Origin of the sequence: Rhizobium sp. Root1220 (genome assembly GCF_001426265.1) — a bacterium.
Lineage (GTDB): Bacteria > Pseudomonadota > Alphaproteobacteria > Rhizobiales > Rhizobiaceae > Rhizobium.
The window spans coordinates 42,996-64,040 of the sequence record NZ_LMDG01000002.1 but is presented as its reverse complement, the minus strand read 5'-3'; the positions used below and the strand labels follow the sequence as shown (position 1 = coordinate 64,040).

The following is a 21,045-nucleotide window of genomic DNA, read 5'->3' as shown; positions in this document are numbered from 1 at the left end:
ATCATGGCAAATGTTGAAAACGCCGCTGGCAAGCCCGCAACCGGGCTGGTCCAGAAAGGTATTAAAGAAGCTCTGTTTGCTGCCGTCATCTCGTTCGGCATGTTCGTGCTGTATGTCGGTCTCAAGAGCGATCAGAACATCAGCAACGAGCTCATCATCGTCCAGCGCTGGGGCCTGCTCGCGATCTTTGTTGCGGTAGCGGCGGTCGGCCGGTTCCTCATCGTTGTCTTCGTGCGGCCGCATCTGGATGCGCGCAAACTCGCGAAGGCACGCAGCGGCGAACTCGATATTTCGGCTGAAAAGGGCTTCTTCCATACGCACTTCCTGAAGATCGCCCTGGTCGCCTTGCTTCTCTATCCGGTGGTCATAGTGGCGTTGGTCGGCGCGCAGGGCTCGCTGAAGTGGGTAGACAATTTCGGCATCCAGATCCTCATTTACGTGATGCTTGCCTGGGGCCTCAATATCGTCGTCGGTCTCGCTGGCCTTCTCGATCTCGGCTATGTCGCCTTCTATGCGGTCGGCGCCTATTCCTACGCCCTTCTGTCCAGCTATTTTGGACTGTCCTTCTGGGTGCTTCTGCCGCTGTCCGGCATTCTGGCTGGCCTGTGGGGTGTCATCCTCGGCTTCCCGGTGCTGCGCCTGCGTGGCGATTACCTGGCGATCGTGACGCTCGCTTTCGGTGAAATCATTCGCCTCGTCATCATCAACTGGACCGCCCTCACGAAGGGTACATTCGGTATTTCGGGCATTCCGAAGGCGACGCTCTTCGGCATTCCCTTCGACGGCAGCGCCGGTGGCTTCGCCAAGCTCTTCCATCTGCCGATGTCGTCTGCCTACTACAAGATCTTCCTGTTCTATCTCATCCTGGCGCTGTGCATGCTCACGGCATATGTCACGATCCGCCTTCGCCGCATGCCGATCGGTCGCGCCTGGGAAGCGCTGCGTGAAGACGAAATCGCCTGCCGCTCGCTCGGCATCAATACGGTGACGACGAAGCTGACGGCCTTTGCCACGGGTGCTATGTTCGGCGGCTTTGCCGGCTCGTTCTTCGCCGCCCGCCAGGGCTTCGTATCGCCGGAATCCTTCGTCTTCCTGGAATCGGCCGTCATTCTTGCCATCGTCGTGCTTGGCGGCATGGGTTCCCTGACAGGTATCGCAATCGCCGCCATCGTAATGGTGGGCGGCACGGAACTGTTGCGCGAAATGTCCTTCCTGAAAGCCATTTTCGGACCTGATTTCACACCGGAGCTATACCGCATGCTGCTCTTCGGCCTGGCGATGGTCATTGTCATGCTGATCAAGCCACGCGGTTTCGTTGGCTCGCGCGAGCCGACAGCTTTCCTCAAGGAGCGCAAGACCGTTTCCGGAAGCTTTACCAAGGAGGGCCACGGTTGATGAGCCCCCAGGAAACCAACATGACCAGCGATACCCTGCTCAAGGTCGAGCACCTGTCGATGAAGTTCGGCGGCCTGATGGCGATCAACGACTTCTCGTTCGAAGCCAGGCGCGGCGAGATTACCGCGCTGATCGGGCCGAACGGCGCGGGAAAGACGACGGTCTTCAACTGCATTACCGGTTTCTACAAGCCGACGATGGGGATGATCACGCTGCAGCAGAAGAGCGGAAAAGACTTCCTGCTCGAGCGTCTGCCGGATTTCCGCATTACCAAGGACGCCAAGGTCGCACGTACGTTTCAGAACATCCGGCTTTTTTCCGGTCTCACCGTTCTCGAAAATTTGCTCGTGGCCCAGCACAACAAGCTGATGAAGGCCTCGGGTTACACGATCCTCGGGTTGCTCGGGATCGGAAAGTACCGTCAGGAATCGAAGAATTCGATCGAGCTTGCGCGGCATTGGCTTGAGAAGGCCGATCTTATCGATCGTGCTGACGATCCCGCGGGCGATCTGCCTTACGGTGCACAGCGTCGGTTGGAGATCGCCCGCGCGATGTGCACGGAGCCGGAGCTGCTGTGCCTCGACGAACCCGCGGCCGGTCTCAATCCGCGCGAGTCGGCAGCGTTGAACGCTCTGTTGCGTGATATCCGTGCCAACAGCGGCACTTCGATCCTGCTGATCGAACATGACATGTCGGTGGTCATGGAGATCTCCGACCACGTGATCGTGCTCGAATACGGTCAGAAGATCTCCGACGGCACGCCGGAGCACGTAAAGAATGATCCGAGGGTCATCGCGGCCTATCTCGGTGTCGAGGATGAGGAAGTGGAAGAAGTGATTGCAATCGTCGAGAACCTCGAAGGAGGCTCCAACTGATGACCGGTCAGCCACTTCTGAAAGTTCAGGGCGTCGAAACGTACTACGGCAACATCCGGGCTCTTGCAGGGATTGACGTCGAGGTGAACCAGGGCGAAATCGTCAGCCTGATCGGCGCGAATGGCGCGGGCAAGTCGACCTTGATGATGACAATCTGCGGCAGTCCGCAGGCGCGCAACGGTGCCGTCGTTTTCGACGGCCGCGACATAACCCGGATGCCGACCCACGAGATTGCGCGACTGCGCATCGCTCAGTCGCCGGAAGGACGCCGGATCTTTCCGCGCATGTCCGTCATGGAAAACCTGCAGATGGGCGCCGGTCTCGATAACCTCAGGTACTTCAACGAGGACGTCGAGAAGATCTTCACGCTGTTTCCACGTCTCAAGGAGCGCCAGACCCAGCGTGGCGGCACGCTGTCGGGTGGGGAGCAGCAGATGCTTTCCATCGGCCGTGCGCTGATGGCACGTCCGAAGCTGCTGCTTCTTGACGAGCCATCGCTCGGCCTCGCGCCGCTGATCGTGAAGGGTATCTTCGAGGCGATCAAGAAGTTGAACAAGGAAGAAGGACTGACCGTGTTTCTTGTCGAGCAGAACGCCTTCGCGGCGTTGCGCCTGTCCGACCGCGCCTACGTGATGGTCAACGGCAAGGTGACGATGAGCGGATCGGGCAAGGAACTGCTGGCCAATCCGGAAGTCCGGGCTGCCTATCTCGAAGGCGGACGGCATTGAGCTTGGCGAAGGGGAGACTTTGATATGCAGGGACTTTTCTTTGAGAGCGACACGGGTGTGCGCAGCGTCATTCGCCTTTTTGTCGTGCTGATCGGCTTTTGGACCGCTTGGCGAGCCGGCAGAGCGGTGGCTGAAAGCTGGGACAACTATCCGTTGGTTATCGCCTACACGATTCTGCTGGCCGCAGCGATGCAGTTCCTGCACCACGCGCTCTTTGACGGGCCGGTTCTCAGCGTCTTTTACTATGTCATCGACTTAGTACTCCTTTTGATCTTCTCGACGGCCGGCTACCGCTATCGCCGGACCAACCAGATGGTCAATAACTACTACTGGCTGTACGAAAAAACATCCCCTTTCTCCTGGAAGGCAAAACATTGACAGTCAGTTGAATCTAGGGACAGATCGCCCCTGGAAGTGGAAAGAGTTTCCTGGCGCAGTAAAGTGGGTAATGCGCTAGGTTCTTGAACGGAACCCGCTTAGAACTGGGAGTAACAGAAAATGAAGAAGTCTCTTCTGTCGGCAGTGGCTCTGACGGCGATGGTCGCCTTCAGCGGCAACGCATGGGCCGACATTATCGTTGGCGTTGCCGGCCCGCTGACAGGCCCGAACGCTGCGTTCGGTGCTCAGCTCCAGAAGGGTGCCGAGCAGGCAGCTGCCGACATCAACGCTGCAGGCGGCATCAACGGCGAGCAGATCAAGATCGTGCTTGGCGACGACGTTTCGGACCCGAAGCAGGGCATCTCGGTTGCGAACAAGTTCGCTGCTGACGGCGTCAAGTTCGTAATCGGCCACTTCAACTCGGGCGTTTCCATCCCGGCGTCGGAAGTCTACGCTGAGAACGGCATCCTGGAAATCACTCCGGCTGCAACGAACCCGAAGTTCACCGAGCGTGGCCTCTGGAACACCTTCCGCACTTGCGGTCGTGACGACCAGCAGGGTGCGATCGCCGGCAAGTATCTCGCAGACCACTTCAAGGATGCGAAGATCGCTGTCATTCACGACAAGACGCCTTACGGTCAGGGTCTCGCTGATGAAACCAAGAAGGCCATGAATGCCGCTGGTGTCACCGAATCGCTGTACGAAGGCATCAATGTCGGCGACAAGGACTTCTCGGCTCTCATCGCCAAGATGAAGGAAGCCGGCGTTTCGATCGTCTATTGGGGTGGCCTCCACACGGAAGCTGGCCTGATCATCCGCCAGGCTGCTGACCAGGGTCTCAAGGCTACACTCATTTCGGGCGATGGTATCGTTTCGAACGAACTGGCCTCGATCGCTGGTGACGCTGTCGCCGGTACCCTCAACACGTTCGGGCCTGATCCGACGCTGAACCCGGCCAACAAGGACCTCGTCGCGAAGTTCAAGGCAGCCGGGTTCAACCCGGAAGCCTACACGCTGTACTCCTATGCCGCTTTGCAGAGCATTGCTGGCGCAGCAAAGGCAGCCGGCTCGGTCGATGCTGAAGCCGTTGCAGCAGCAATGAAGGCAAAGGGTCCGTTCCCGACCGTTCTCGGCGAAATGTCGTTCGACGAAAAGGGCGATCCGAAGCTTCCTGGCTACATCATGTACGAATGGAAGAAGGGTCCGGACGGCAAGTTCAGCTACTTCCCGCAGGGCATGTAAGCTTTGCTTGCACGGTTCAGTACCGTTTTACGGAAGCCCGGTTTCGCCCGGGCTTCTTTCTTTTCGGGCAGGCGTTCCAATTTCCGTGGCCATCCTTTAGTTCTTGGAAATCCATTGGAAGCACGGAATCCTACATGTCCCGACCGCGCATTTTCGTCACCCGCCGTTGGCCTGCCGCGGCAGAAGCCGTCCTGGCCGAACGTTTCGATGTGACCCTCAATGAGGGAGATATTCCGCTCAGCCTCCCTCAGATCCAACAGGCGCTGAACAGCTATGATGCGGTTCTGCCGACGGTCTCCGACAAGCTGCCCGCCGGTGTTTTCGAAGGCGATGTTCGCGCAAGGATCCTTGGCAATTTCGGCGTCGGCTACAATCACATCGACGTGGCCGCGGCAAAGGCGAGAGGCATTGCGGTTACAAACACGCCAGGCGTCCTCACCGATTGCACGGCCGATCTCGCCATGTTGCTGCTTCTCTCCGTCGCGCGTCGTGGGGGAGAGGGTGAGCGCCAGCTAAGGGCCCGCGAATGGCACGGCTGGTCTCCAACGCACATGGTCGGCACCAAGGTCGCCGGCAAGATGGTCGGGATCATTGGCTTCGGCCGCATCGGCAAGGCGTTTGCCAAGCGGTGCCATTTCGGCTTCGGCATGGATGTGGTCTTTCACAATCGCTCACCGGTGGACCCAACCGAGGCGGCGGGCTATGGGGCGCGCCAGTTGCCGACGGTCGATGACGTGCTCGCTGCATCCGATTTCGTCTCGCTTCATTGCCCGGGCGGGGCAGAAAACCGGCACCTGATGAATGCTGCACGGCTTGCTACAATGAAGCCCGGGGCATTCCTGATCAACACGGCGCGCGGCGACGTCGTCGATGAAGAGGCGTTGATCGCGGCCCTGAGAAAGGGCGTCATCCGTGGTGCTGGTCTGGACGTCTATGAGGCGGAGCCGGCTGTGTCGGAAGCGCTAAGGACAATGGAGAACGTTATGCTCCTGCCGCATCTTGGCAGCGCCACCGAAGAGACGCGAACCGCGATGGGCATGAAGGTCGTTGATAATGTGACGGCTTTCTTCGAGGGCCGTGAGCCGCCGGATCGCGTCGGCTGACCGCCCTTCTTTCTCGGGAATTGCTGTAGGGTCTAACCGTCTTTACGCCGGTGGCGAGCTAGCTTGCCGGCGTTTCATCGACCGGTGGTCGTCTTCACATCTCATGCAGCACATGTGCCGCCTTTACGGCAGCCGACGCGCGATTTTCGACGCCGAGCTTGACGTAGATTTGTTCGAGATGCTTGTTCACTGTGCGAGCAGAAAGCCCCAATATCTCACCGATATCCCGGTTTGCCTTGCCTTTGGCGATCCACAGCAATACCTCGGACTCCCTATGGGTGAGTGCGAAGTGTTGTCGAAGCACCTGATCGTCGGCGCGCTGATTGGTGGCGGTCAGGCGGAAGAGATATTCGTCCGGACCTATGGTTCCCAGGAACGAGAGGTGAAGCACCTCTTGCCCGCCATGCGTAACAGCAAAAGCGCTGTCTCGTCCGGCCGCGACACGCGTCGCCATCCAGCCGGCAATCGCCTCGACCAGCGTATCCATACCGTCGTCGCTGCCTATCGCGGCGTTGACGAGGCGGGTTGCCTGCGGGGTTGACCAATGAATGCTGCCGTCACCCTTGACTGCGAGAAGATGCCGACCGGCTGCATCGAGCGCGACACGGGCACTCTGCGCCGACCGCGCATTCTTAAGATGGACACCGATACGTGCGCGTAGTTCGTCGATGTTGATCGGCTTCGTCAGGTAGTCGACGCCGCCGGATTCCAGCGCGTGCACCACATGCTCAGTTTCCGTCAGACCGGTCATGAAGATAACCGGTATCTGACTGACCGCGGGGTTGGATTTCACCTTACGGCAGGTTTCAAAGCCATCCATCAATGGCATGACGGCGTCGAGCAGGATCAGATCGGGCGTAATGCGTTCGACAATACTCAATGCTGCCCATCCCGAGGTCGCAATCAGCACCGAGAAGCCGGATTGTTCCAGCGCATCCGTCAGGAACCCCAGCGCCTCCGGCGAGTCGTCAACCAAAAGAACGATATCGCGCGGACGTTCAGCCAATGGGTTCTACCTTTTCGTCGAAGCGGTGGAGGAAGCTCATGAAGCCGTTGAGATCGAAGGCGGCAACATAAGCGCGAAGTTCCTCTGTAAATGGCTGATTTGCCTCCTCCTTGGCAAGGTCGGCCAGCTTGGCTTCGATACCCCTGATGTAGCCAATCTCACCAAGCCGCAGGAGTTCCTGTACGTGCGCGACGCCGGGGCTGCGCATCGGCTGTTCGAGTTTCACGGCAGCGGGCCGGATAGACTGCGCGTAGATCCATTTGAGGCCGAGATGCAGCGCCAGCTTGTCGCGCAGCTGCTTGATGTCGACAGGCTTGCCGATCGCGTCATTGTGGCTGTCATCGCTGTCGCTGTGGGCTGCGGCATCGCCGATATTGGCGGAGAGCATCACGACCGGCGACGTCTGCCCGGCTTCCCGCAGTCGGGAGGCAAGTTGCCAGCCGTTCATGCCCGGCATCCGGATGTCGACAAGGAAAAGATCCGGCTGGATGCCCTCGATCAGCGTCAGACATTCCGTGCCGCCTGCCGCTGTCAGCACGATGAAGTCGAGGGGTGCGAGGATTTCCCGCATCATTTCGCGGTGATCTTCGTTGTCGTCGACAATCACAATGGTGCGCCGCGGTCCATCGTAGCTGACGATTTTCTTTTCCTGCGGCGCTGGCGTCATTTCGCGCAGGACGGCCGATAGCATCAGACGAACACGGAACGTCGAGCCTCGATCCCGTTCACTGGTCGCCGAAATCTCTCCCCCAAGCGTGTTGGTGAGCAATTGTGTGATCGTCAGGCCGAGGCCAAGGCCAGGCATGGGACGGATGCTTTCGGCCTCGCCGCGCTGGAAAGGCTCGTAGATGCGACCCAGATCCTCCTCGGTGATGCCGCGGCCGGTATCGGAAACGGTGAAGGTCGCAACCTGGCTGCGATAGCCGACGTCGAAGGCGACGCTGCCCTCATCGGTGAACTTGATGGCGTTCGAGAGCAGGTTGACGAGAATCTGGCGCAGCCGCTTTTCGTCGGTTCGCACGAACTGCGGCAGGGCAGGCGCGCGGTGGTGGTTGAAGGTCAGGCCCTTGGCCTGAGCTTGGGGCCGGAACATGTCGACGATCTGATCCAGGAAGTCCTGGATATTGATCTCGTTCGAATAGACCTGCAGGCGGCCAGCTTCGATCTTCGAGATGTCGAGCAGGCCGTCGATCAGGCCGGAAAGGTGCTCGGCGCTGCGCCGGATGACCTTGATGGAGGATTGGCGCGGCGGCGGTATGGTGTCGTCGCGTTCGAGAATCTGCGCGTAGCCGAGGACTGCGTTGAGCGGCGTGCGAAGTTCGTGACTGAGGCCGACGACATATCGGCTCTTTGCACGGTTGGCGGCCTCGGCCGTTTCCTTGGCGGTCTGCAGCGCCGCATCGGTTTTCTTATGGGCGGCGATCTCCTTCAGCAGCAGAGTGTTCTGGCGCGAGGACTCCTCTTCTGCCACCACCCGGCTGTCGTGCGCCAGGACGTAGAACCAGCAAACGATCCCGGCGATGACGGCAAAGACGAAGAATACGATCAGGATCGTGCGGTTGACGACCTCGCCGGTCTCCGGCGAGGCGGAGGACACCTGGTGTGCGATCATTGCCAGGATGGCGCCGACCGCAGTCAGCGCCAGTACCACCGCGATGCCGTAGCGGCCGAGGCGCGTGGTCAGCTTCTGCACGACACTTCTCGGCAGTACGGCTCTCGCGACGGTGCCCACCTGAGCATTGAGGTGCGCCTTCGGCTTGCACATGTCGTGGCAGCGGCTATCCAGCGAACAGCAGAGCGAGCAGATCGGCGCAGCATAGGCTGGACACCACGCCATGTCCTCCGGCTCGAAGGGGTGCTCACAGACCGAACAGGTGATGTTTGTCAGGTTCTTCCAGCTGTGGCGCGGCTTGCGGGCGAGGTAGAACTTTCCCTTCGTGCCCCAGGCAATCAGCGGCGATGCGATGAGGGCGACAAAGAGCGTGATGTAAGGCGCGAGCGAGGCGGCGATCGCGCCGAAGACGCCGAAGTGCGCCGTCAGCGCAATGGCTGCCGACAGCGTCATCGCACCGAGGCCGACCGGATTGATGTCGTAGAGATGAGCGCGCTTGAACTCAATGCCGGGAGGGGCAAGGCCGAGCGGCTTGTTGATGAAGAGATCGGCGGAGATCGTGCAGAGCCACGCCATGGCGATGATCGAGAAGATCCCTAGCGTTTCCTCGAGCAACTTGTAGATCCCGAGCTCCATCAGGAGCAGGGCGATCGCCACGTTGAAGACGAGCCAGATGACCCGGCCGGGATGGCTGTGTGTCAGCCGGGAGAAGAAGTTCGACCAGGCAAGAGAGCCGGCATAGGCGTTCATCACGTTTATCTTCAGCTGAGAGACGACCACAAACGCGGCCATCAGCAACAGTGCGGCGTTGTGCCAGGGGATCATGTAACCGAACGCAGTCAGATACATCTGTGCCGGATCGGCCGCGCGGTCGGCAGGCACGCCGGAGGCGAATGTGAGGACGACAAGGAAGGAACCGGCGAGCAGTTTCGGCGCACCGATGATCACCCAACCGGGGCCGGCGAGGAAGACGGCGAGGCGGTGGCGCCAGTTGCGCTGCTTTTCCGGTGGCAGGAAGCGCAGGAAGTCCGCCTGCTCGCCGATCTGCGACATCAGTGCCAGAATGACGGCGGAGGCTGCGCCGAACTCCACAAGATCGAATGGCGCGACGGTGCCCGGCGGACCGGAAGCATGGCGGATGCCGGCGAAGGCGCGCCAGAGATCGAACTTCTCCCAGTCCATCACGGCGATGAAGATGAATGGCAGGATATTGAGGACGATCCAGAAGGGCTGCGTCAGCAATTGAAACCGGCTGATCAGACGGACGCCGTGAGTCACCAGCGGGATCACCATGACGGAACTGATGATATAGCCGATCCAAAGCGGAATGCCGAGTGTCAGCTCGAGAGCGCCGGACATGATCGATGCCTCGATCGCAAACAGCATGAAGGTGAAGCTGGCATAGATCAGCGAGGTGATCGTCGAGCCGATATAGCCGAAGCTGGCACCGCGGGTCAGAAGGTCGATATCGACGCCGTGACGGATAGCATAGCGGCTGATCGGCAGGCCGATGGCGAGCATGGCAATGCTGGCGACGATGATGGCGAAAAAGGCGTTGGTCGTGCCGTAGGAGAGCGTGATCGCTCCGCCGATCGCCTCGAGCGCGAGGAAGGAAATGGCGCCGATCGCCGTTTGCGAGATGCGTTGAGACGAGAATTGCCGCGCGCTCTTTGCCGTAAAACGCAGCGCGTAGTCTTCCAGCGTCTGGTTGGCGACCCAGCGGTTGTACTCCCGTCTGACCGGGATAATGCGTTGCCGCGCTGCCATGCCTGTGTTTCGGCCCCTTTGTTCCCCTTGTGGCATGTTCGTAACATGGATCGGCGCGGTGCTTAAGAGTGCACCGCAGCGCAAAACTGCACATTTCGCCCCGTCTACTACGTCATATCACGTATACGTTTTCGCAGTGCAGCACCGGATAGTCCCCCGAGCAACAGTTAACTTCCGTTTTCGGTCTGTTGTTGAACAAGAAGAGGGGATCAACCAGATGAATCTGAGATCATATGTTTCGGGTGCCGTTCTCGGCGCCGTCATGTCGGCTTCGGCCGCATTCCATGGAGCCGTTGCGGCCGACGACACCATCAAGGTCGGCGTTCTCCATTCGCTGTCCGGCACGATGGCGATCTCCGAGACGACGCTGAAAGACGCCATGCTGATGCTCATTGACGAGCAGAACAAGAAGGGCGGCCTTCTCGGCAAGAAGCTCGAAGCCGTCGTCGTCGATCCGGCTTCCGACTGGCCGCTGTTTGCCGAAAAGGCACGAGAGCTGATCGAGAAAGACAAGGTCGCGGCCGTGTTCGGTTGCTGGACATCGTCGTCGCGCAAGTCGGTTCTGCCCGTATTCGAAGAGCTCAACTCCATCCTGTTCTACCCGGTTCAGTATGAAGGCGAAGAGTCCTCGCGCAACATCTTCTACACCGGTGCCGCTCCGAACCAGCAGGCTATCCCGGCTGTCGACTACCTGATGGAAAAGGAAGGCGTTAAGCGCTTCGTTCTGGAAGGCACCGACTACGTCTACCCGCGCACCACCAACAAGATCCTGGAAGCCTACTTGATCGCCAAGGGCATTCCGAAGGAAGACATCATCATCAATTACACGCCGTTCGGCTTCTCAGATTGGCAGACCGAAGTGTCCAAGATCAAGGAATTCGGCGGTGCCGGCAAGAAGACTGCCGTCGTCTCGACCATCAACGGCGACGCCAACGTTCCATTCTACAAGGAACTCGGAAACCAGGGCGTCAAGGCAACCGACATTCCGGTCGTCGCCTTCTCGGTCGGTGAAGAAGAACTTGCCGGTCTCGACACCAAGCCGCTGGTCGGCCACCTCGCTGCCTGGAACTACTTCGAGTCGGTCGAAAGCCCGGCGAACAAGAAGTTCATCAAGGAATGGCATGCCTACACCAAGAACGACAAGCGCGTGACCAACGACCCGATGGAAGCTGCCTATATCGGCTTCAATGCTTGGGTTAAGGCCGTCCAGGCTGCCGGAACGACCGACACCGACGCGGTTCTCGACACGATCATCGGCACCACGGTTCCGAACCTTTCGGGTGGCTACGCGACAGTCATGCCGAACCACCACATCACCAAGCCGGTCCTCATTGGAGAAATCCAGGGCGATGGCCAGTTCGAAATCGTCCAGCAAACCCCTGCTGTGGTTGGCGACGAATGGTCGGACTACCTGCCGGATTCCAAGGACCTGATCTCCGATTGGCGCAAGCCCATGAACTGCGGCAATTTCAATGTCGCGACGGGCAAGTGCGGCGGCAAGGGCTCCTGAGTGCGAACCCCGTCACTCTAATAGCCTGAATCAGCTTCCGCCCGGCCCCTCCTGTCCGGGCGGAAGCTCCATCTCTCCGAAGTGCTGCCTTGATGCTTCGGACGGCAAACGGTCCGCGTTTCTGGATCGCCCCCGAAATGAAGGCCCATTTTTCCCGATTGCGCCGGAAGGCCAACGATAACCGAGGCAAGAGAGCCGATGTATCGCGCCATCAAGATTTTGCTTCTGACGCTTTGCCTGGCAATGCCGGCCTTCGCGACGGTGCTGAAAGCACATGAAGATATCCACCCGCTGATAGACGCGCTCGGCGTCGGAGATTTCCCGGAACGCGAAGCCGCCATCAAGGCGCTGGTCGCGTCCAAGGATCCGCTTGTCAGCCAGATTCTGCAACAGTTGAGCGATGGACAACTTTATATCAATTCCGAAAGCGGCGGCCCGGTACTCGTCCAAGGCGGCACTGAGGATGAGCCGACCTTTGCCGACCCCATTTCCGGCGATGTGGTCGCCGATATCGATCCCGACTACATGTCGAAGATCAGGATCAACAATTCGCTGCGCGGCGTCATCAGCTCTGCGATGAGCCAGCTGACGCTGCTGAGGCCGGATCGTGGTGCGCGACTGACAGCCGCGCAAGGGTTGCTCAGGGATGCCGATCCGTCGAACCTGGATCTCCTGAACGCTGCCCTGGCCGATGAAAAAGACCTCGAAATCAAGAACACGATGGAAGCCGCCCGTGCGGTGATGATGCTTAAGAGCGATGTCAGCGCGGCCGACAAGAAGTCCGCCATCGATACGATCGCGGCCCGTGGTGGACGCAACGCACTCACCATCCTGACGGCTGCGATGGATACCGCGCCGGAGGAGCTCAAGGGCGGGATCCAGGCTCACATCAATTCGATCAACCGCAGCCTGGCACTATGGGATGTCGTCCAGAACGTCTGGTACGGCCTGTCGCTCGGCTCCGTGCTGCTACTTGCCGCCATCGGACTTGCCATCACATTCGGCGTCATGGGTGTCATCAACATGGCGCATGGCGAAATGGTGATGATCGGCGCCTACACGACCTATGTCGTGCAGGAATACATCACCTCTGCATTCCCGGGCCTCGCTACCTACTCGCTGGCATTCGCCGTTCCCGCCGCGTTCCTGTTTACGGGGCTGGTCGGCCTGGTGATCGAGCGCTCGGTGATCCGCTATCTCTACGGCCGGCCGCTTGAGACGCTCTTGGCGACCTGGGGCGTTTCGCTGATCCTGCAGCAGGCCGTTCGTTCGATCTTCGGGCCGACGAACCGTGAGGTTCGCAATCCGAGCTGGATGTCAGGTGCCTTCGAATTCGGCGGCCTCTCGATCACCTGGAACCGGCTCTGGATCATCGTTTTCTCGATGGCGGTCTTCGTGACATTGCTGCTGCTGCTCAAGCGGTCTGCCTTCGGTCTTCAGATGCGCGCGGTTACCCAGAACCGCCGGATGGCCTCGTCGATGGGTATCCGCACCGGCTGGGTCGATGCCTTCACCTTCGCGCTCGGTTCCGGTATCGCCGGCATGGCGGGCGTGGCGTTGAGCCAGATCGACAACGTCTCGCCGAACCTCGGCCAGAGCTACATCATCGACAGCTTCATGGTCGTGGTCTTCGGCGGAGTCGGCAATCTCTGGGGGACGCTGGTCGGTGCCCTGTCGCTCGGCGTCGTCAACAAATTCCTTGAGCCCTTTGCCGGCGCCGTGCTCGGCAAGATCCTGGTCCTGGTACTCATCATACTCTTCATCCAGAAGCGGCCGCGAGGGCTCTTCGCACTCAAAGGAAGGGCGGTGGAAGCATGATTACGGCCTTCCTTCTCCGGTCGCTCGATCGCAAGATCATTGTCGCACTCGTCATTCTCCTTGCGCTGGCAGTGCTGGTGCCTGTTCTGAACCTAATGACAGCCCCGACCAACCCGCTGCACATCCCGACTTACATCATGTCGCTGTTCGGCAAGTACCTGACCTATGCCCTGCTGGCGTTGGCACTCGATCTCGTATGGGGCTTCTGCGGCATTCTCTCGCTCGGCCACGGCGCCTTCTTTGCGCTCGGCGGCTATGCGATGGGCATGTATCTCATGCGCCAGATCGGCGCGCGAGGCAGCTACGGCGATCCCATCCTTCCCGACTTCATGGTGTTCCTGAACTATAAGGCGCTGCCGTGGTTCTGGTATGGATTCGACCACTTCTGGTTCGCGGCACTGATGGTGCTTGTCGTGCCCGGCCTGCTGGCCTTCGTGTTTGGCTGGTTCGCCTTCCGCTCCCGCGTCAACGGCGTCTACCTGTCGATCATTACCCAGGCGATGACCTACGCGCTGTTGCTTGCCTTCTTCCGCAACGACATGGGCTTCGGCGGCAACAACGGCCTGACCGATTTCAAGGATATCATCGGCTACAACATCCAGGCAGATGGCACCCGTGCGGCCCTGTTTGCGGCCACTGCCATCCTGCTCGCCCTGTCGCTGCTGCTGGCGTCCGCCATCGTGCGTTCGAAGTTCGGCAAGGTGCTGGTCGGCGTCCGCGATGCGGAAAGCCGCACGCGCTTCCTCGGCTACCGGGTCGAGCACTACAAGCTCTTCACTTTCGTTGTGTCAGCGATGATGGCGGGCATAGCCGGCGCGCTCTATGTGCCGCAGGTCGGCATCATCAACCCGGGCGAATTTGCGCCGGCCAACTCGATCGAAGTGGTTATCTGGACGGCAGTCGGGGGTCGCTCGACGCTGATCGGGCCGATCATCGGCGCGATCATGGTCAACGGTGGCAAGACGATCTTCACCGGACTGTTTCCCGAATTCTGGCTGTTTGCGCTCGGCGGCCTGTTCGTCGCGGTCACCGTATTCCTGCCCAAGGGCATCGTCGGAACGCTTGGCCAGTACATGGGCAAGCGCAGGCGTCCTTCCGCCGATGCCTCGTCCGCGAAGCATGAAGACGGCGTTGACGCAAAAATTCAGCCTGCGGAGTGAGCGCCATGATCCCCGACGTCAAACCCAACAGCGTTCTCTACCTCAACAACGTCTCCGTCTCCTTCGACGGCTTCAAGGCGCTGAATTCGCTTTCGATCGTCATCGAACCCGGCGAACTGCGTGCCATCATCGGCCCGAACGGTGCCGGCAAGACGACGATGATGGATATCATTACCGGGAAGACGCGGCCGGATGCCGGTGAAGTGTTCTTCAACGGTCAGACCGACCTCACGAAACTCGACGAGGCCGACATCGCCCAGCTTGGCATCGGCCGCAAGTTCCAGAAGCCGACGGTTTTCGAGAGCCACACGGTCTGGGACAATCTGGAACTGGCGCTGAACCGCAAGCGTGGGGTGTTTTCGACACTGTTCTACCGGCTGTCGGCTGAGGACCGGACGCGCATCGACGAGATCCTGTCGACGGTTCGCCTGACACACCGCCGCGACGACCTGGCTGCCAATCTCAGCCACGGCCAGAAGCAGTGGCTGGAGATCGGCATGCTACTGGCACAGGAACCGAAGTTGCTGCTGGTCGACGAGCCGGTGGCTGGCATGACGGACGCGGAAACCTCCGAGACGGCGATCCTGCTCAAGGAGATCGCCAGGACACGTTCCGTCGTCGTCGTCGAGCACGACATGGGTTTCATCCGCGATCTCGGCGTGAAGGTAACCTGCCTCGCCGAAGGATCGGTACTTGCCGAAGGATCGATCGATTTCGTCAGTTCCGATCCGAAGGTGATCGAAAACTATTTGGGGCGCTAAGATGCTGACAGTCGAAAACGCAAATCTGTACTATGGCGCAGCCCAGGCTTTGCGGGGCATCTCGATCAAGGCCGAGATGGGCAAGATCACCTGCGTGCTGGGGCGCAACGGTGTGGGGAAGAGTTCTCTTCTCCGTGCCGTTACGGGCCAGCACCCCCTGTCGGCCGGCACGGTGACGTTCAATGAAACGAAGCTCAATGGGCTTCCTCCCTATGCGCGTGCCAAACAGGGTATCGGCTATGTACCTCAGGGGCGCGAGATCTTTCCATTGCTGACAGTCAAAGAGAATCTCGAAACCGGCTTTGCGCCGCTGAGGCGTGGCGACAAGAACATTCCCGACGATATCTTCAGCCTGTTTCCGGTGTTGCAGTCGATGCTGGGCCGACGTGGCGGCGACCTTTCGGGTGGGCAGCAGCAGCAGCTGGCCATCGGCCGGGCTATGGTGACGCGACCGAAGATCCTGGTGCTGGACGAGCCGACGGAGGGTATCCAGCCGTCGATCATCAAGGATATCGGCCGGGCAATCCGCTACCTGCGCGACAGCACCGGGATGGCAATCCTGCTGGTCGAGCAATATCTCGATTTCTGCCGCGAGCTGGCCGACTACGTCTACATCATGGACCGTGGCGAAATCGTTCATCAGGGGTTTGCGGAAACGCTCGACACGCAGGAAGCGCGCCGCCACCTGACAGTTTGATCGTCTGGCTGGCAGTTGCCGCTTTGGAAGGCACCTGTCCCCTTCGGTTTGGCAGCCGTTCGTCCGTGGTACAGCCTGCGAGGAGCGGCATACAAATTGCTTGCTTTCAATCAAATGCCGAATTGAATGAGAACGGCCGGGCAAACCGGCGGTCTTTTGAGGGGATGGAATGACGAACGCCGCGGCAACCACGAGACCGCAGAGAGCGGAGGGGCAAGGGCACCTGGCCGCAAAATTCCTTGGCGGGCGTACGCGCATTCGCGAACTCTATCAGGAAGGTGCGGCAAAGATCCGGCTGCCGGATACGTTCGATGCGTCCATGGAAGCCGTCATCATCAATACGGCCGGCGGTCTTACCGGCGGCGACTGCATGAACTGGAGCGTCGTTGCCGGTGCCGAAACACGCATCGACGTGACCACGCAAGCCTGCGAGAAGATCTACAAGTCGTCAGCCGGTACCGCCGAGGTGACGACACGGATCGCAGTTGGTGCCAATGCGCGCGTCGATTGGCTACCACAGGAGACCATCCTGTTCGATCGGTCGTCGCTGTTTCGCCGGCTTGACGTCGATCTCGACGCGGGGGCCGAATTCCTGGCGGTTGAAGCCGTCCTTCTGGGGCGGAAAGCGATGGGTGAGGCAGTCGAGACAGGAATGTTTCGTGATCGCTGGCGCATCCGCAAATCGGGCAAGCTTTGCCACGCAGAAGATTTGAGGCTTGCCGATCGTGTCGCGTTGCTATCCGCGGAGCGGGCAGTGCTGAACGGCAAGGTGGCCTTTGCGACGTTGCTCTATGTCGGTCCCTTGGCGGAGGCCTATCTCGGGGCCGTGCGGCCGCTTCTGGAGGGGCATATGGGTGGCGCCAGCAGCTGGGCTGGAAAGCTTGTCGTACGCCTCGCTGCGCCGGATGGTTTCGCTCTCAGAAAAATCCTGATCCCGGTCATTTCCGCCTTGCGCAACGGAGCGCCTGTGCCGAAAGTCTGGAATCTCTAGAACCGGATGCTTTCAGATCGTTTTGACCTGAAAGCTGAATCCGGTTCTGAATTAAAGAATTAGAGCATGATGTCGTCCGAAAACCGCTTCGAACTTTTCGGCATCATGCTCGGATCAAGCAGATGGATGCACGATGAACCTCACACCGAGAGAAAAAGACAAGCTGTTGATCTCCATGGCGGCGATCGTCGCCCGGCGGCGGCTGGAGCGGGGCGTCAAGCTCAACTATCCGGAGGCAATCGCGCTTATTTCCGACTTCGTCGTAGAGGGTGCACGCGATGGTCGCCCGGTTGCCGAACTGATGGAGGCTGGTGCCCATGTCGTCGGGCGCGAGCAGGTGATGGAGGGCATCGCCGAGATGATCCACGATGTGCAGGTCGAAGCGACGTTCCCGGATGGAACGAAGCTCGTCACCGTGCACGAACCCATTCGCTGAGGTTGCGATGCTGGAGCTCAGACCCAATTGCGAGTGCTGTGACAAGGATCTGCCGCCCGATAGCCGGAAAGCGATGATTTGCACCTTCGAATGCACCTTCTGTGCGGATTGTGCCGGCGACGTGCTCGGTGGTATCTGCCCGAATTGCAGTGGCGAGCTGGTGCGCCGACCGATCCGGCCGGCGGCGAAGCTTGTCAACAGTCCGGCATCGACGAAACGCGTTCTGAAGGCCGCGGGCTGCATGCCCGTCAAGGCTGCGTGAGGAGAAGAGCATGATCCCAGGCGAAATCATTGCCGCGAGCGGCGACATCGAACTGAACGCCGGAGCGCCGACCGTGACGCTGGACGTATCCAACACCGGCGACCGACCGGTGCAAGTCGGCAGCCACTATCACTTCGGCGAGACCAATGCCGGCCTCTCCTTCGATCGCGAGAAGGCGCATGGCATGCGTCTGGACATTCCGGCGGGCACCGCCGTGCGTTTCGAGCCCGGGCAGACGCGCTCCGTCACGCTCATTCCACTGTCCGGCAAGCGCGAGGTCTACGGTTTCCGCCAGCTCGTCATGGGCAAACTTTGAAAGAATGTGAGGAAGAACATGATGCGCCTTGGCATGCTGATGGCCGCAGGGGGTTTTGCAATGCTGCTGGCCGGCGGCGCGAGCGCCGCGGAGCTGAATTGCAAGGACCCACAGACGCAAACCGACATGACGCTGTGCGAAAGGGCTCGTCAGGACGCAGCCGATAAAGCCCTGAATGTCCAGTACAAGAAGACACGCGCGGCCATGGTCGCGATTGATAGTGATCTGGAGGCTGACATGAAGGGGGCGGAGAAGGCACTCGTCAAGGCACAGCGTGCGTGGATCGAATACCGGGATGCCGAATGCGAGGCTGAGGGCTTTCAGGCGCGTGGCGGGACGATGGAACCGATGCTGGTTGCCGGATGTATCGCCAACGTCACCGATGCCCGAACCAAGGAGCTGAAGACGCTCGAGGACGCAGTGAGCAACTAAGATGACAGGCAATTTCATGATCGTCGGCAATGGCGGGATCAGTGAGGAAGCGGCCGCAGCGGTCGCTACCGCCGATTTCGTCATCCGGTTCAACGAGTGCCGGTCGTACCTGTCGAGTCCCGGCCGCACGGACGCCGTTGCCGTCTGCAATACAGGACGCCCCGGCAAGGCAATGGTTGCCTCCGAGCAATGGCGCAAACATCCGGCGGTGCGCGAGGCGACGGCCATATGGAGCGTCCGCGATCCCGAGAAATTCGCCGCGCTTCGCGGGCCGCTTGCCGTCTCTCATCCCGAACTCGATGATTTCTGCGACGATTATACGAGTCAATTCAACGCCTTCTGTGTCGATGTTGGCAAGGCACATGTGGTCGTTGACAAACTGATTCATGAGGGTGTCGATGCGGCGCTCGCGGCTTATCACCCGGAGTCTTACGTCGTGCCGAGCAGCGGCATGATTATCATTGCCGAGGTCATGAACAAGTTTCCCGACGCGCACATCTCGCTCGCAGGCTTCGGTCACGCGGGTTGGGAATGGCATCCCTTTGCTGCCGAGAGGCAGCTCGTCGACAGTTATGTCGCTACTGGCCGCGTCACGCGGTTTCCGGCGAGTGCCTCACTTTCTTCCTCCCAAGGAGCCTGACATATGCCTTACAAGATTTCCCGCGCCGCCTATGCCGGCATGTTCGGCCCGACCACCGGCGACAAGGTTCGTCTTGCCGACACGGAGCTGTTCATCGAGATCGAGAAGGATTTCACCACCTACGGCGAGGAGGTGAAGTTCGGCGGCGGCAAGGTCATCCGCGACGGCATGGGGCAGAGCCAGGCAACGCGGGCGCAGGGCGCGGTCGATACCGTCATCACAAACGTCGTCATCATCGACCACACCGGCATAGTCAAAGCCGATATCGGCCTCAAGGATGGACGTATCGCCGCGATCGGCAAGGCCGGGAATCCGGATACCCAGCCGGGCGTCAACATCATCGTCGGCCCGTCCACCGAGGCGATTGCCGGCGAGGGTAAGATCATCACCGCCGGCGGCATGGATGCGCACATCCACTACATTTGCCCGCAGCAGATCGAGGAAGCGCTGATGTCCGGCGTGACCTGCATGCTCGGCGGCGGCGCCGGCCCGGCGCACGGCACGCTTGCCACCACCTGCACCGGCGCCTGGCATATCGAGCGGATGATCGAGAGCTTCGACGGCTTCCCAATGAACCTGGCGCTTGCCGGCAAGGGTAATGCCTCGCTGCCGGCCGCGCTTGAGGAAATGGTGCTGGCCGGCGCCTCGTCGCTGAAGCTGCACGAAGACTGGGGCACGACGCCGGCTGCGATCGACTGCTGCCTTTCGGTTGCCGACGAATACGATATCCAGGTGATGATCCACACCGATACGCTCAACGAGAGCGGCTTCGTCGAGGACACGATCGGCGCGCTCAAGGGCCGAACCATCCACGCCTTCCACACCGAAGGCGCGGGCGGCGGTCACGCGCCCGATATCATCAAGATCTGCGGCCAGTCGAACGTCATTCCGTCGTCGACCAATCCGACGCGGCCCTACACGGTCAACACCATCGCCGAGCATCTCGACATGCTGATGGTCTGCCATCACCTGTCGTCTTCGATCCCCGAGGATATCGCTTTCGCCGAGAGCCGTATCCGCAAGGAAACGATCGCCGCCGAAGACATCCTGCACGATATCGGGGCCTTCTCGATCATCTCCTCGGACAGCCAGGCCATGGGCCGCGTCGGCGAAGTGGCGATCCGCACCTGGCAGACCGCCGACAAGATGAAGCGGCAGCGTGGTCGTCTGAAGGACGAGAAGGGCGAGAACGACAACTTCCGTGTTCGCCGCTATATCGCCAAGTACACCATCAATCCGGCGATCGCGCAGGGCCTCAGCCACGAGATCGGCTCGGTCGAAGTCGGCAAGCGCGCCGACCTGGTCTTGTGGAACCCGGCCTTCTTCGGGGTGAAGCCGGAGATGGTACTGCTCGGCGGTTCGATCGCCGCCGCTCCTATGGGCGATCCGAATGCCTCGATTCCGACGCCGCAGCCGATGCACTACCGGCCGATGTTTGCCGCTTACGGTAAGCTGCGTACGAGCTCATCCGTCACCTTCGTTTCGCAGGCATCGCTCGACGCCGGTCTCAAGGGGAGGCTTGGCGTTGCCAAGAACCTTGTCGCCGTGAAAAACACGCGCGGCGGTATCTCCAAGGCATCGATGATCCACAACAATCTGACGCCGCATATCGAGGTTGATCCCGAGACTTATGAGGTTCGTGCCGATGGCGAACTGCTCACCTGTGAACCGGCGACGGTTCTCCCGATGGCGCAGCGTTACTTCCTGTTCTGAGGTGGAGACCGGCACCACTGACTACTTGTATGGTGGTTAAACATATTCATCTTAAAGTAGTATCATGAGTGGATAAAACGCGACCTTGGGTCGCCTTATCCGGAATGACGCGACTGGCGTGTATTATTCTATAATATTGTTATACATCAATAATTTAAATGATAGAACTGCACCTCTTTTTCAAGCTCCAAGCGGTGGTGTTT

20 protein-coding genes are annotated in these 21,045 nt (G+C 60.0%); 18 read left to right on the top strand and 2 right to left on the bottom strand.

The features are described 5' to 3' along the window. The first annotated feature begins 3 nt into the window (after window positions 1-3). The 6 genes from livM to ASC90_RS03390 all read left to right on the top strand — a co-directional run bounded on the left by livM (window position 4) and on the right by ASC90_RS03390 (window position 5,721). On the top strand, window positions 4-1,395 hold the full coding sequence (gene livM, locus ASC90_RS03415; protein ID WP_056535390.1) for a high-affinity branched-chain amino acid ABC transporter permease LivM: 1,392 nt from the start codon (window positions 4-6) through the stop codon (window positions 1,393-1,395). Then, complete coding sequence (locus ASC90_RS03410; RefSeq protein WP_056535388.1) at window positions 1,395-2,270, top strand: ABC transporter ATP-binding protein; 876 nt, start codon at window positions 1,395-1,397, stop codon at window positions 2,268-2,270. The genes livM and ASC90_RS03410 overlap by 1 nt, the downstream gene beginning before the upstream one ends. Further along, window positions 2,270-2,998 carry an ABC transporter ATP-binding protein gene (locus ASC90_RS03405; RefSeq protein WP_056535386.1) on the top strand — a complete coding sequence of 243 codons (729 nt, stop codon included), beginning with the start codon at window positions 2,270-2,272 and terminating at the stop codon, window positions 2,996-2,998. The genes ASC90_RS03410 and ASC90_RS03405 overlap by 1 nt, the downstream gene beginning before the upstream one ends. A gap of 24 nt (window positions 2,999-3,022) precedes the next feature. Next, window positions 3,023-3,376 (top strand): DUF6867 family protein, encoded by a 354-nt coding sequence (locus ASC90_RS03400; RefSeq protein WP_056535384.1) that lies wholly within the window; start codon window positions 3,023-3,025, stop codon window positions 3,374-3,376. Window positions 3,377-3,496: 120 nt separating this feature from the next. Further along, window positions 3,497-4,618 carry a branched-chain amino acid ABC transporter substrate-binding protein gene (locus ASC90_RS03395; protein WP_056535378.1) on the top strand — a complete coding sequence of 374 codons (1,122 nt, stop codon included), beginning with the start codon at window positions 3,497-3,499 and terminating at the stop codon, window positions 4,616-4,618. Between the two features lie 134 nt (window positions 4,619-4,752). Continuing rightward, the gene (locus ASC90_RS03390; RefSeq protein WP_056535377.1) at window positions 4,753-5,721 is read left to right on the top strand and encodes a D-glycerate dehydrogenase; all 969 of its coding nucleotides are present in this window, start codon (window positions 4,753-4,755) and stop codon (window positions 5,719-5,721) included. Window positions 5,722-5,815: 94 nt separating this feature from the next. Here the strand turns inward: ASC90_RS03390 and ASC90_RS03385 are convergent, their stop codons facing one another. Further along, the gene (locus ASC90_RS03385) at window positions 5,816-6,727 is read right to left on the bottom strand and encodes a response regulator transcription factor (protein ID WP_056535376.1); all 912 of its coding nucleotides are present in this window, start codon (window positions 6,725-6,727) and stop codon (window positions 5,816-5,818) included. Further along, the gene (locus tag ASC90_RS03380; protein WP_056535375.1) at window positions 6,720-10,106 is read right to left on the bottom strand and encodes an ATP-binding protein; all 3,387 of its coding nucleotides are present in this window, start codon (window positions 10,104-10,106) and stop codon (window positions 6,720-6,722) included. The genes ASC90_RS03385 and ASC90_RS03380 overlap by 8 nt, the downstream gene beginning before the upstream one ends. A 217-nt stretch (window positions 10,107-10,323) precedes the next feature. On the opposite strand from ASC90_RS03380, the gene urtA reads away from it, so the two are divergent. The 12 genes from urtA (at window position 10,324) to ureC (ending at window position 20,842) form a co-directional block, all read left to right on the top strand. Then, entirely contained in the window at window positions 10,324-11,616 is a 1,293-nt protein-coding gene (gene urtA, locus ASC90_RS03375; protein WP_056535373.1) for an urea ABC transporter substrate-binding protein, read from the top strand. 198 nt (window positions 11,617-11,814) lie between these two features. Then, a complete protein-coding gene (gene urtB, locus ASC90_RS03370; protein ID WP_056535371.1) occupies window positions 11,815-13,434 on the top strand; it encodes an urea ABC transporter permease subunit UrtB in 1,620 nt (539 codons plus the stop codon). After that, entirely contained in the window at window positions 13,431-14,594 is a 1,164-nt protein-coding gene (gene urtC / locus ASC90_RS03365) for an urea ABC transporter permease subunit UrtC (RefSeq protein WP_056535367.1), read from the top strand. The genes urtB and urtC overlap by 4 nt, the downstream gene beginning before the upstream one ends. Window positions 14,595-14,599: 5 nt before the next feature. Beyond that, the gene (gene urtD, locus ASC90_RS03360; protein WP_056535365.1) at window positions 14,600-15,355 is read left to right on the top strand and encodes an urea ABC transporter ATP-binding protein UrtD; all 756 of its coding nucleotides are present in this window, start codon (window positions 14,600-14,602) and stop codon (window positions 15,353-15,355) included. Window position 15,356: 1 nt separating this feature from the next. Beyond that, the gene (gene urtE / locus ASC90_RS03355; protein ID WP_056535363.1) at window positions 15,357-16,052 is read left to right on the top strand and encodes an urea ABC transporter ATP-binding subunit UrtE; all 696 of its coding nucleotides are present in this window, start codon (window positions 15,357-15,359) and stop codon (window positions 16,050-16,052) included. Window positions 16,053-16,221: 169 nt separating this feature from the next. Continuing rightward, on the top strand, window positions 16,222-17,043 hold the full coding sequence (locus ASC90_RS03350) for an urease accessory protein UreD (RefSeq protein ID WP_056535359.1): 822 nt from the start codon (window positions 16,222-16,224) through the stop codon (window positions 17,041-17,043). Window positions 17,044-17,176: 133 nt separating this feature from the next. Continuing rightward, window positions 17,177-17,479 carry an urease subunit gamma gene (locus ASC90_RS03345; RefSeq protein WP_056535358.1) on the top strand — a complete coding sequence of 101 codons (303 nt, stop codon included), beginning with the start codon at window positions 17,177-17,179 and terminating at the stop codon, window positions 17,477-17,479. Window positions 17,480-17,486: 7 nt separating this feature from the next. Further along, window positions 17,487-17,741: a DUF1272 domain-containing protein gene (locus ASC90_RS03340; RefSeq protein WP_056535357.1), complete on the top strand. Its 255-nt coding sequence runs from the start codon at window positions 17,487-17,489 to the stop codon at window positions 17,739-17,741. A 10-nt stretch (window positions 17,742-17,751) separates the two neighbouring features. Continuing rightward, on the top strand, window positions 17,752-18,057 hold the full coding sequence (locus ASC90_RS03335) for an urease subunit beta (RefSeq protein ID WP_056535356.1): 306 nt from the start codon (window positions 17,752-17,754) through the stop codon (window positions 18,055-18,057). Window positions 18,058-18,078: 21 nt separating this feature from the next. Continuing rightward, entirely contained in the window at window positions 18,079-18,489 is a 411-nt protein-coding gene (locus tag ASC90_RS03330; protein WP_056535355.1) for a lysozyme inhibitor LprI family protein, read from the top strand. A 16-nt stretch (window positions 18,490-18,505) separates the two neighbouring features. After that, window positions 18,506-19,129, top strand: coding sequence for a hypothetical protein (locus tag ASC90_RS03325; protein ID WP_056535717.1), 624 nt, complete (start codon window positions 18,506-18,508; stop codon window positions 19,127-19,129). Between the two features lie 3 nt (window positions 19,130-19,132). Next, window positions 19,133-20,842, top strand: coding sequence for an urease subunit alpha (gene ureC / locus ASC90_RS03320; RefSeq protein WP_056535354.1), 1,710 nt, complete (start codon window positions 19,133-19,135; stop codon window positions 20,840-20,842). Window positions 20,843-21,045 lie beyond the last annotated feature (203 nt).

Coding starts and splice junctions, on each gene's coding strand:
- livM (WP_056535390.1), top strand. CDS start 4: ATGGCAAATGTTGAAAACGCCGCTGGCAAGCCCGCAACCGGGCTGGTC.
- ASC90_RS03410 (WP_056535388.1), top strand. CDS start 1,395: ATGAGCCCCCAGGAAACCAACATGACCAGCGATACCCTGCTCAAGGTC.
- ASC90_RS03405 (WP_056535386.1), top strand. CDS start 2,270: ATGACCGGTCAGCCACTTCTGAAAGTTCAGGGCGTCGAAACGTACTAC.
- ASC90_RS03400 (WP_056535384.1), top strand. CDS start 3,023: ATGCAGGGACTTTTCTTTGAGAGCGACACGGGTGTGCGCAGCGTCATT.
- ASC90_RS03395 (WP_056535378.1), top strand. CDS start 3,497: ATGAAGAAGTCTCTTCTGTCGGCAGTGGCTCTGACGGCGATGGTCGCC.
- ASC90_RS03390 (WP_056535377.1), top strand. CDS start 4,753: ATGTCCCGACCGCGCATTTTCGTCACCCGCCGTTGGCCTGCCGCGGCA.
- ASC90_RS03380 (WP_056535375.1), bottom strand. CDS start 10,106: ATGGCAGCGCGGCAACGCATTATCCCGGTCAGACGGGAGTACAACCGC.
- urtA (WP_056535373.1), top strand. CDS start 10,324: ATGAATCTGAGATCATATGTTTCGGGTGCCGTTCTCGGCGCCGTCATG.
- urtB (WP_056535371.1), top strand. CDS start 11,815: ATGTATCGCGCCATCAAGATTTTGCTTCTGACGCTTTGCCTGGCAATG.
- urtC (WP_056535367.1), top strand. CDS start 13,431: ATGATTACGGCCTTCCTTCTCCGGTCGCTCGATCGCAAGATCATTGTC.
- urtD (WP_056535365.1), top strand. CDS start 14,600: ATGATCCCCGACGTCAAACCCAACAGCGTTCTCTACCTCAACAACGTC.
- urtE (WP_056535363.1), top strand. CDS start 15,357: ATGCTGACAGTCGAAAACGCAAATCTGTACTATGGCGCAGCCCAGGCT.
- ASC90_RS03350 (WP_056535359.1), top strand. CDS start 16,222: ATGACGAACGCCGCGGCAACCACGAGACCGCAGAGAGCGGAGGGGCAA.
- ASC90_RS03345 (WP_056535358.1), top strand. CDS start 17,177: ATGAACCTCACACCGAGAGAAAAAGACAAGCTGTTGATCTCCATGGCG.
- ASC90_RS03340 (WP_056535357.1), top strand. CDS start 17,487: ATGCTGGAGCTCAGACCCAATTGCGAGTGCTGTGACAAGGATCTGCCG.
- ASC90_RS03335 (WP_056535356.1), top strand. CDS start 17,752: ATGATCCCAGGCGAAATCATTGCCGCGAGCGGCGACATCGAACTGAAC.
- ASC90_RS03330 (WP_056535355.1), top strand. CDS start 18,079: ATGCGCCTTGGCATGCTGATGGCCGCAGGGGGTTTTGCAATGCTGCTG.
- ASC90_RS03325 (WP_056535717.1), top strand. CDS start 18,506: ATGATCGTCGGCAATGGCGGGATCAGTGAGGAAGCGGCCGCAGCGGTC.
- ureC (WP_056535354.1), top strand. CDS start 19,133: ATGCCTTACAAGATTTCCCGCGCCGCCTATGCCGGCATGTTCGGCCCG.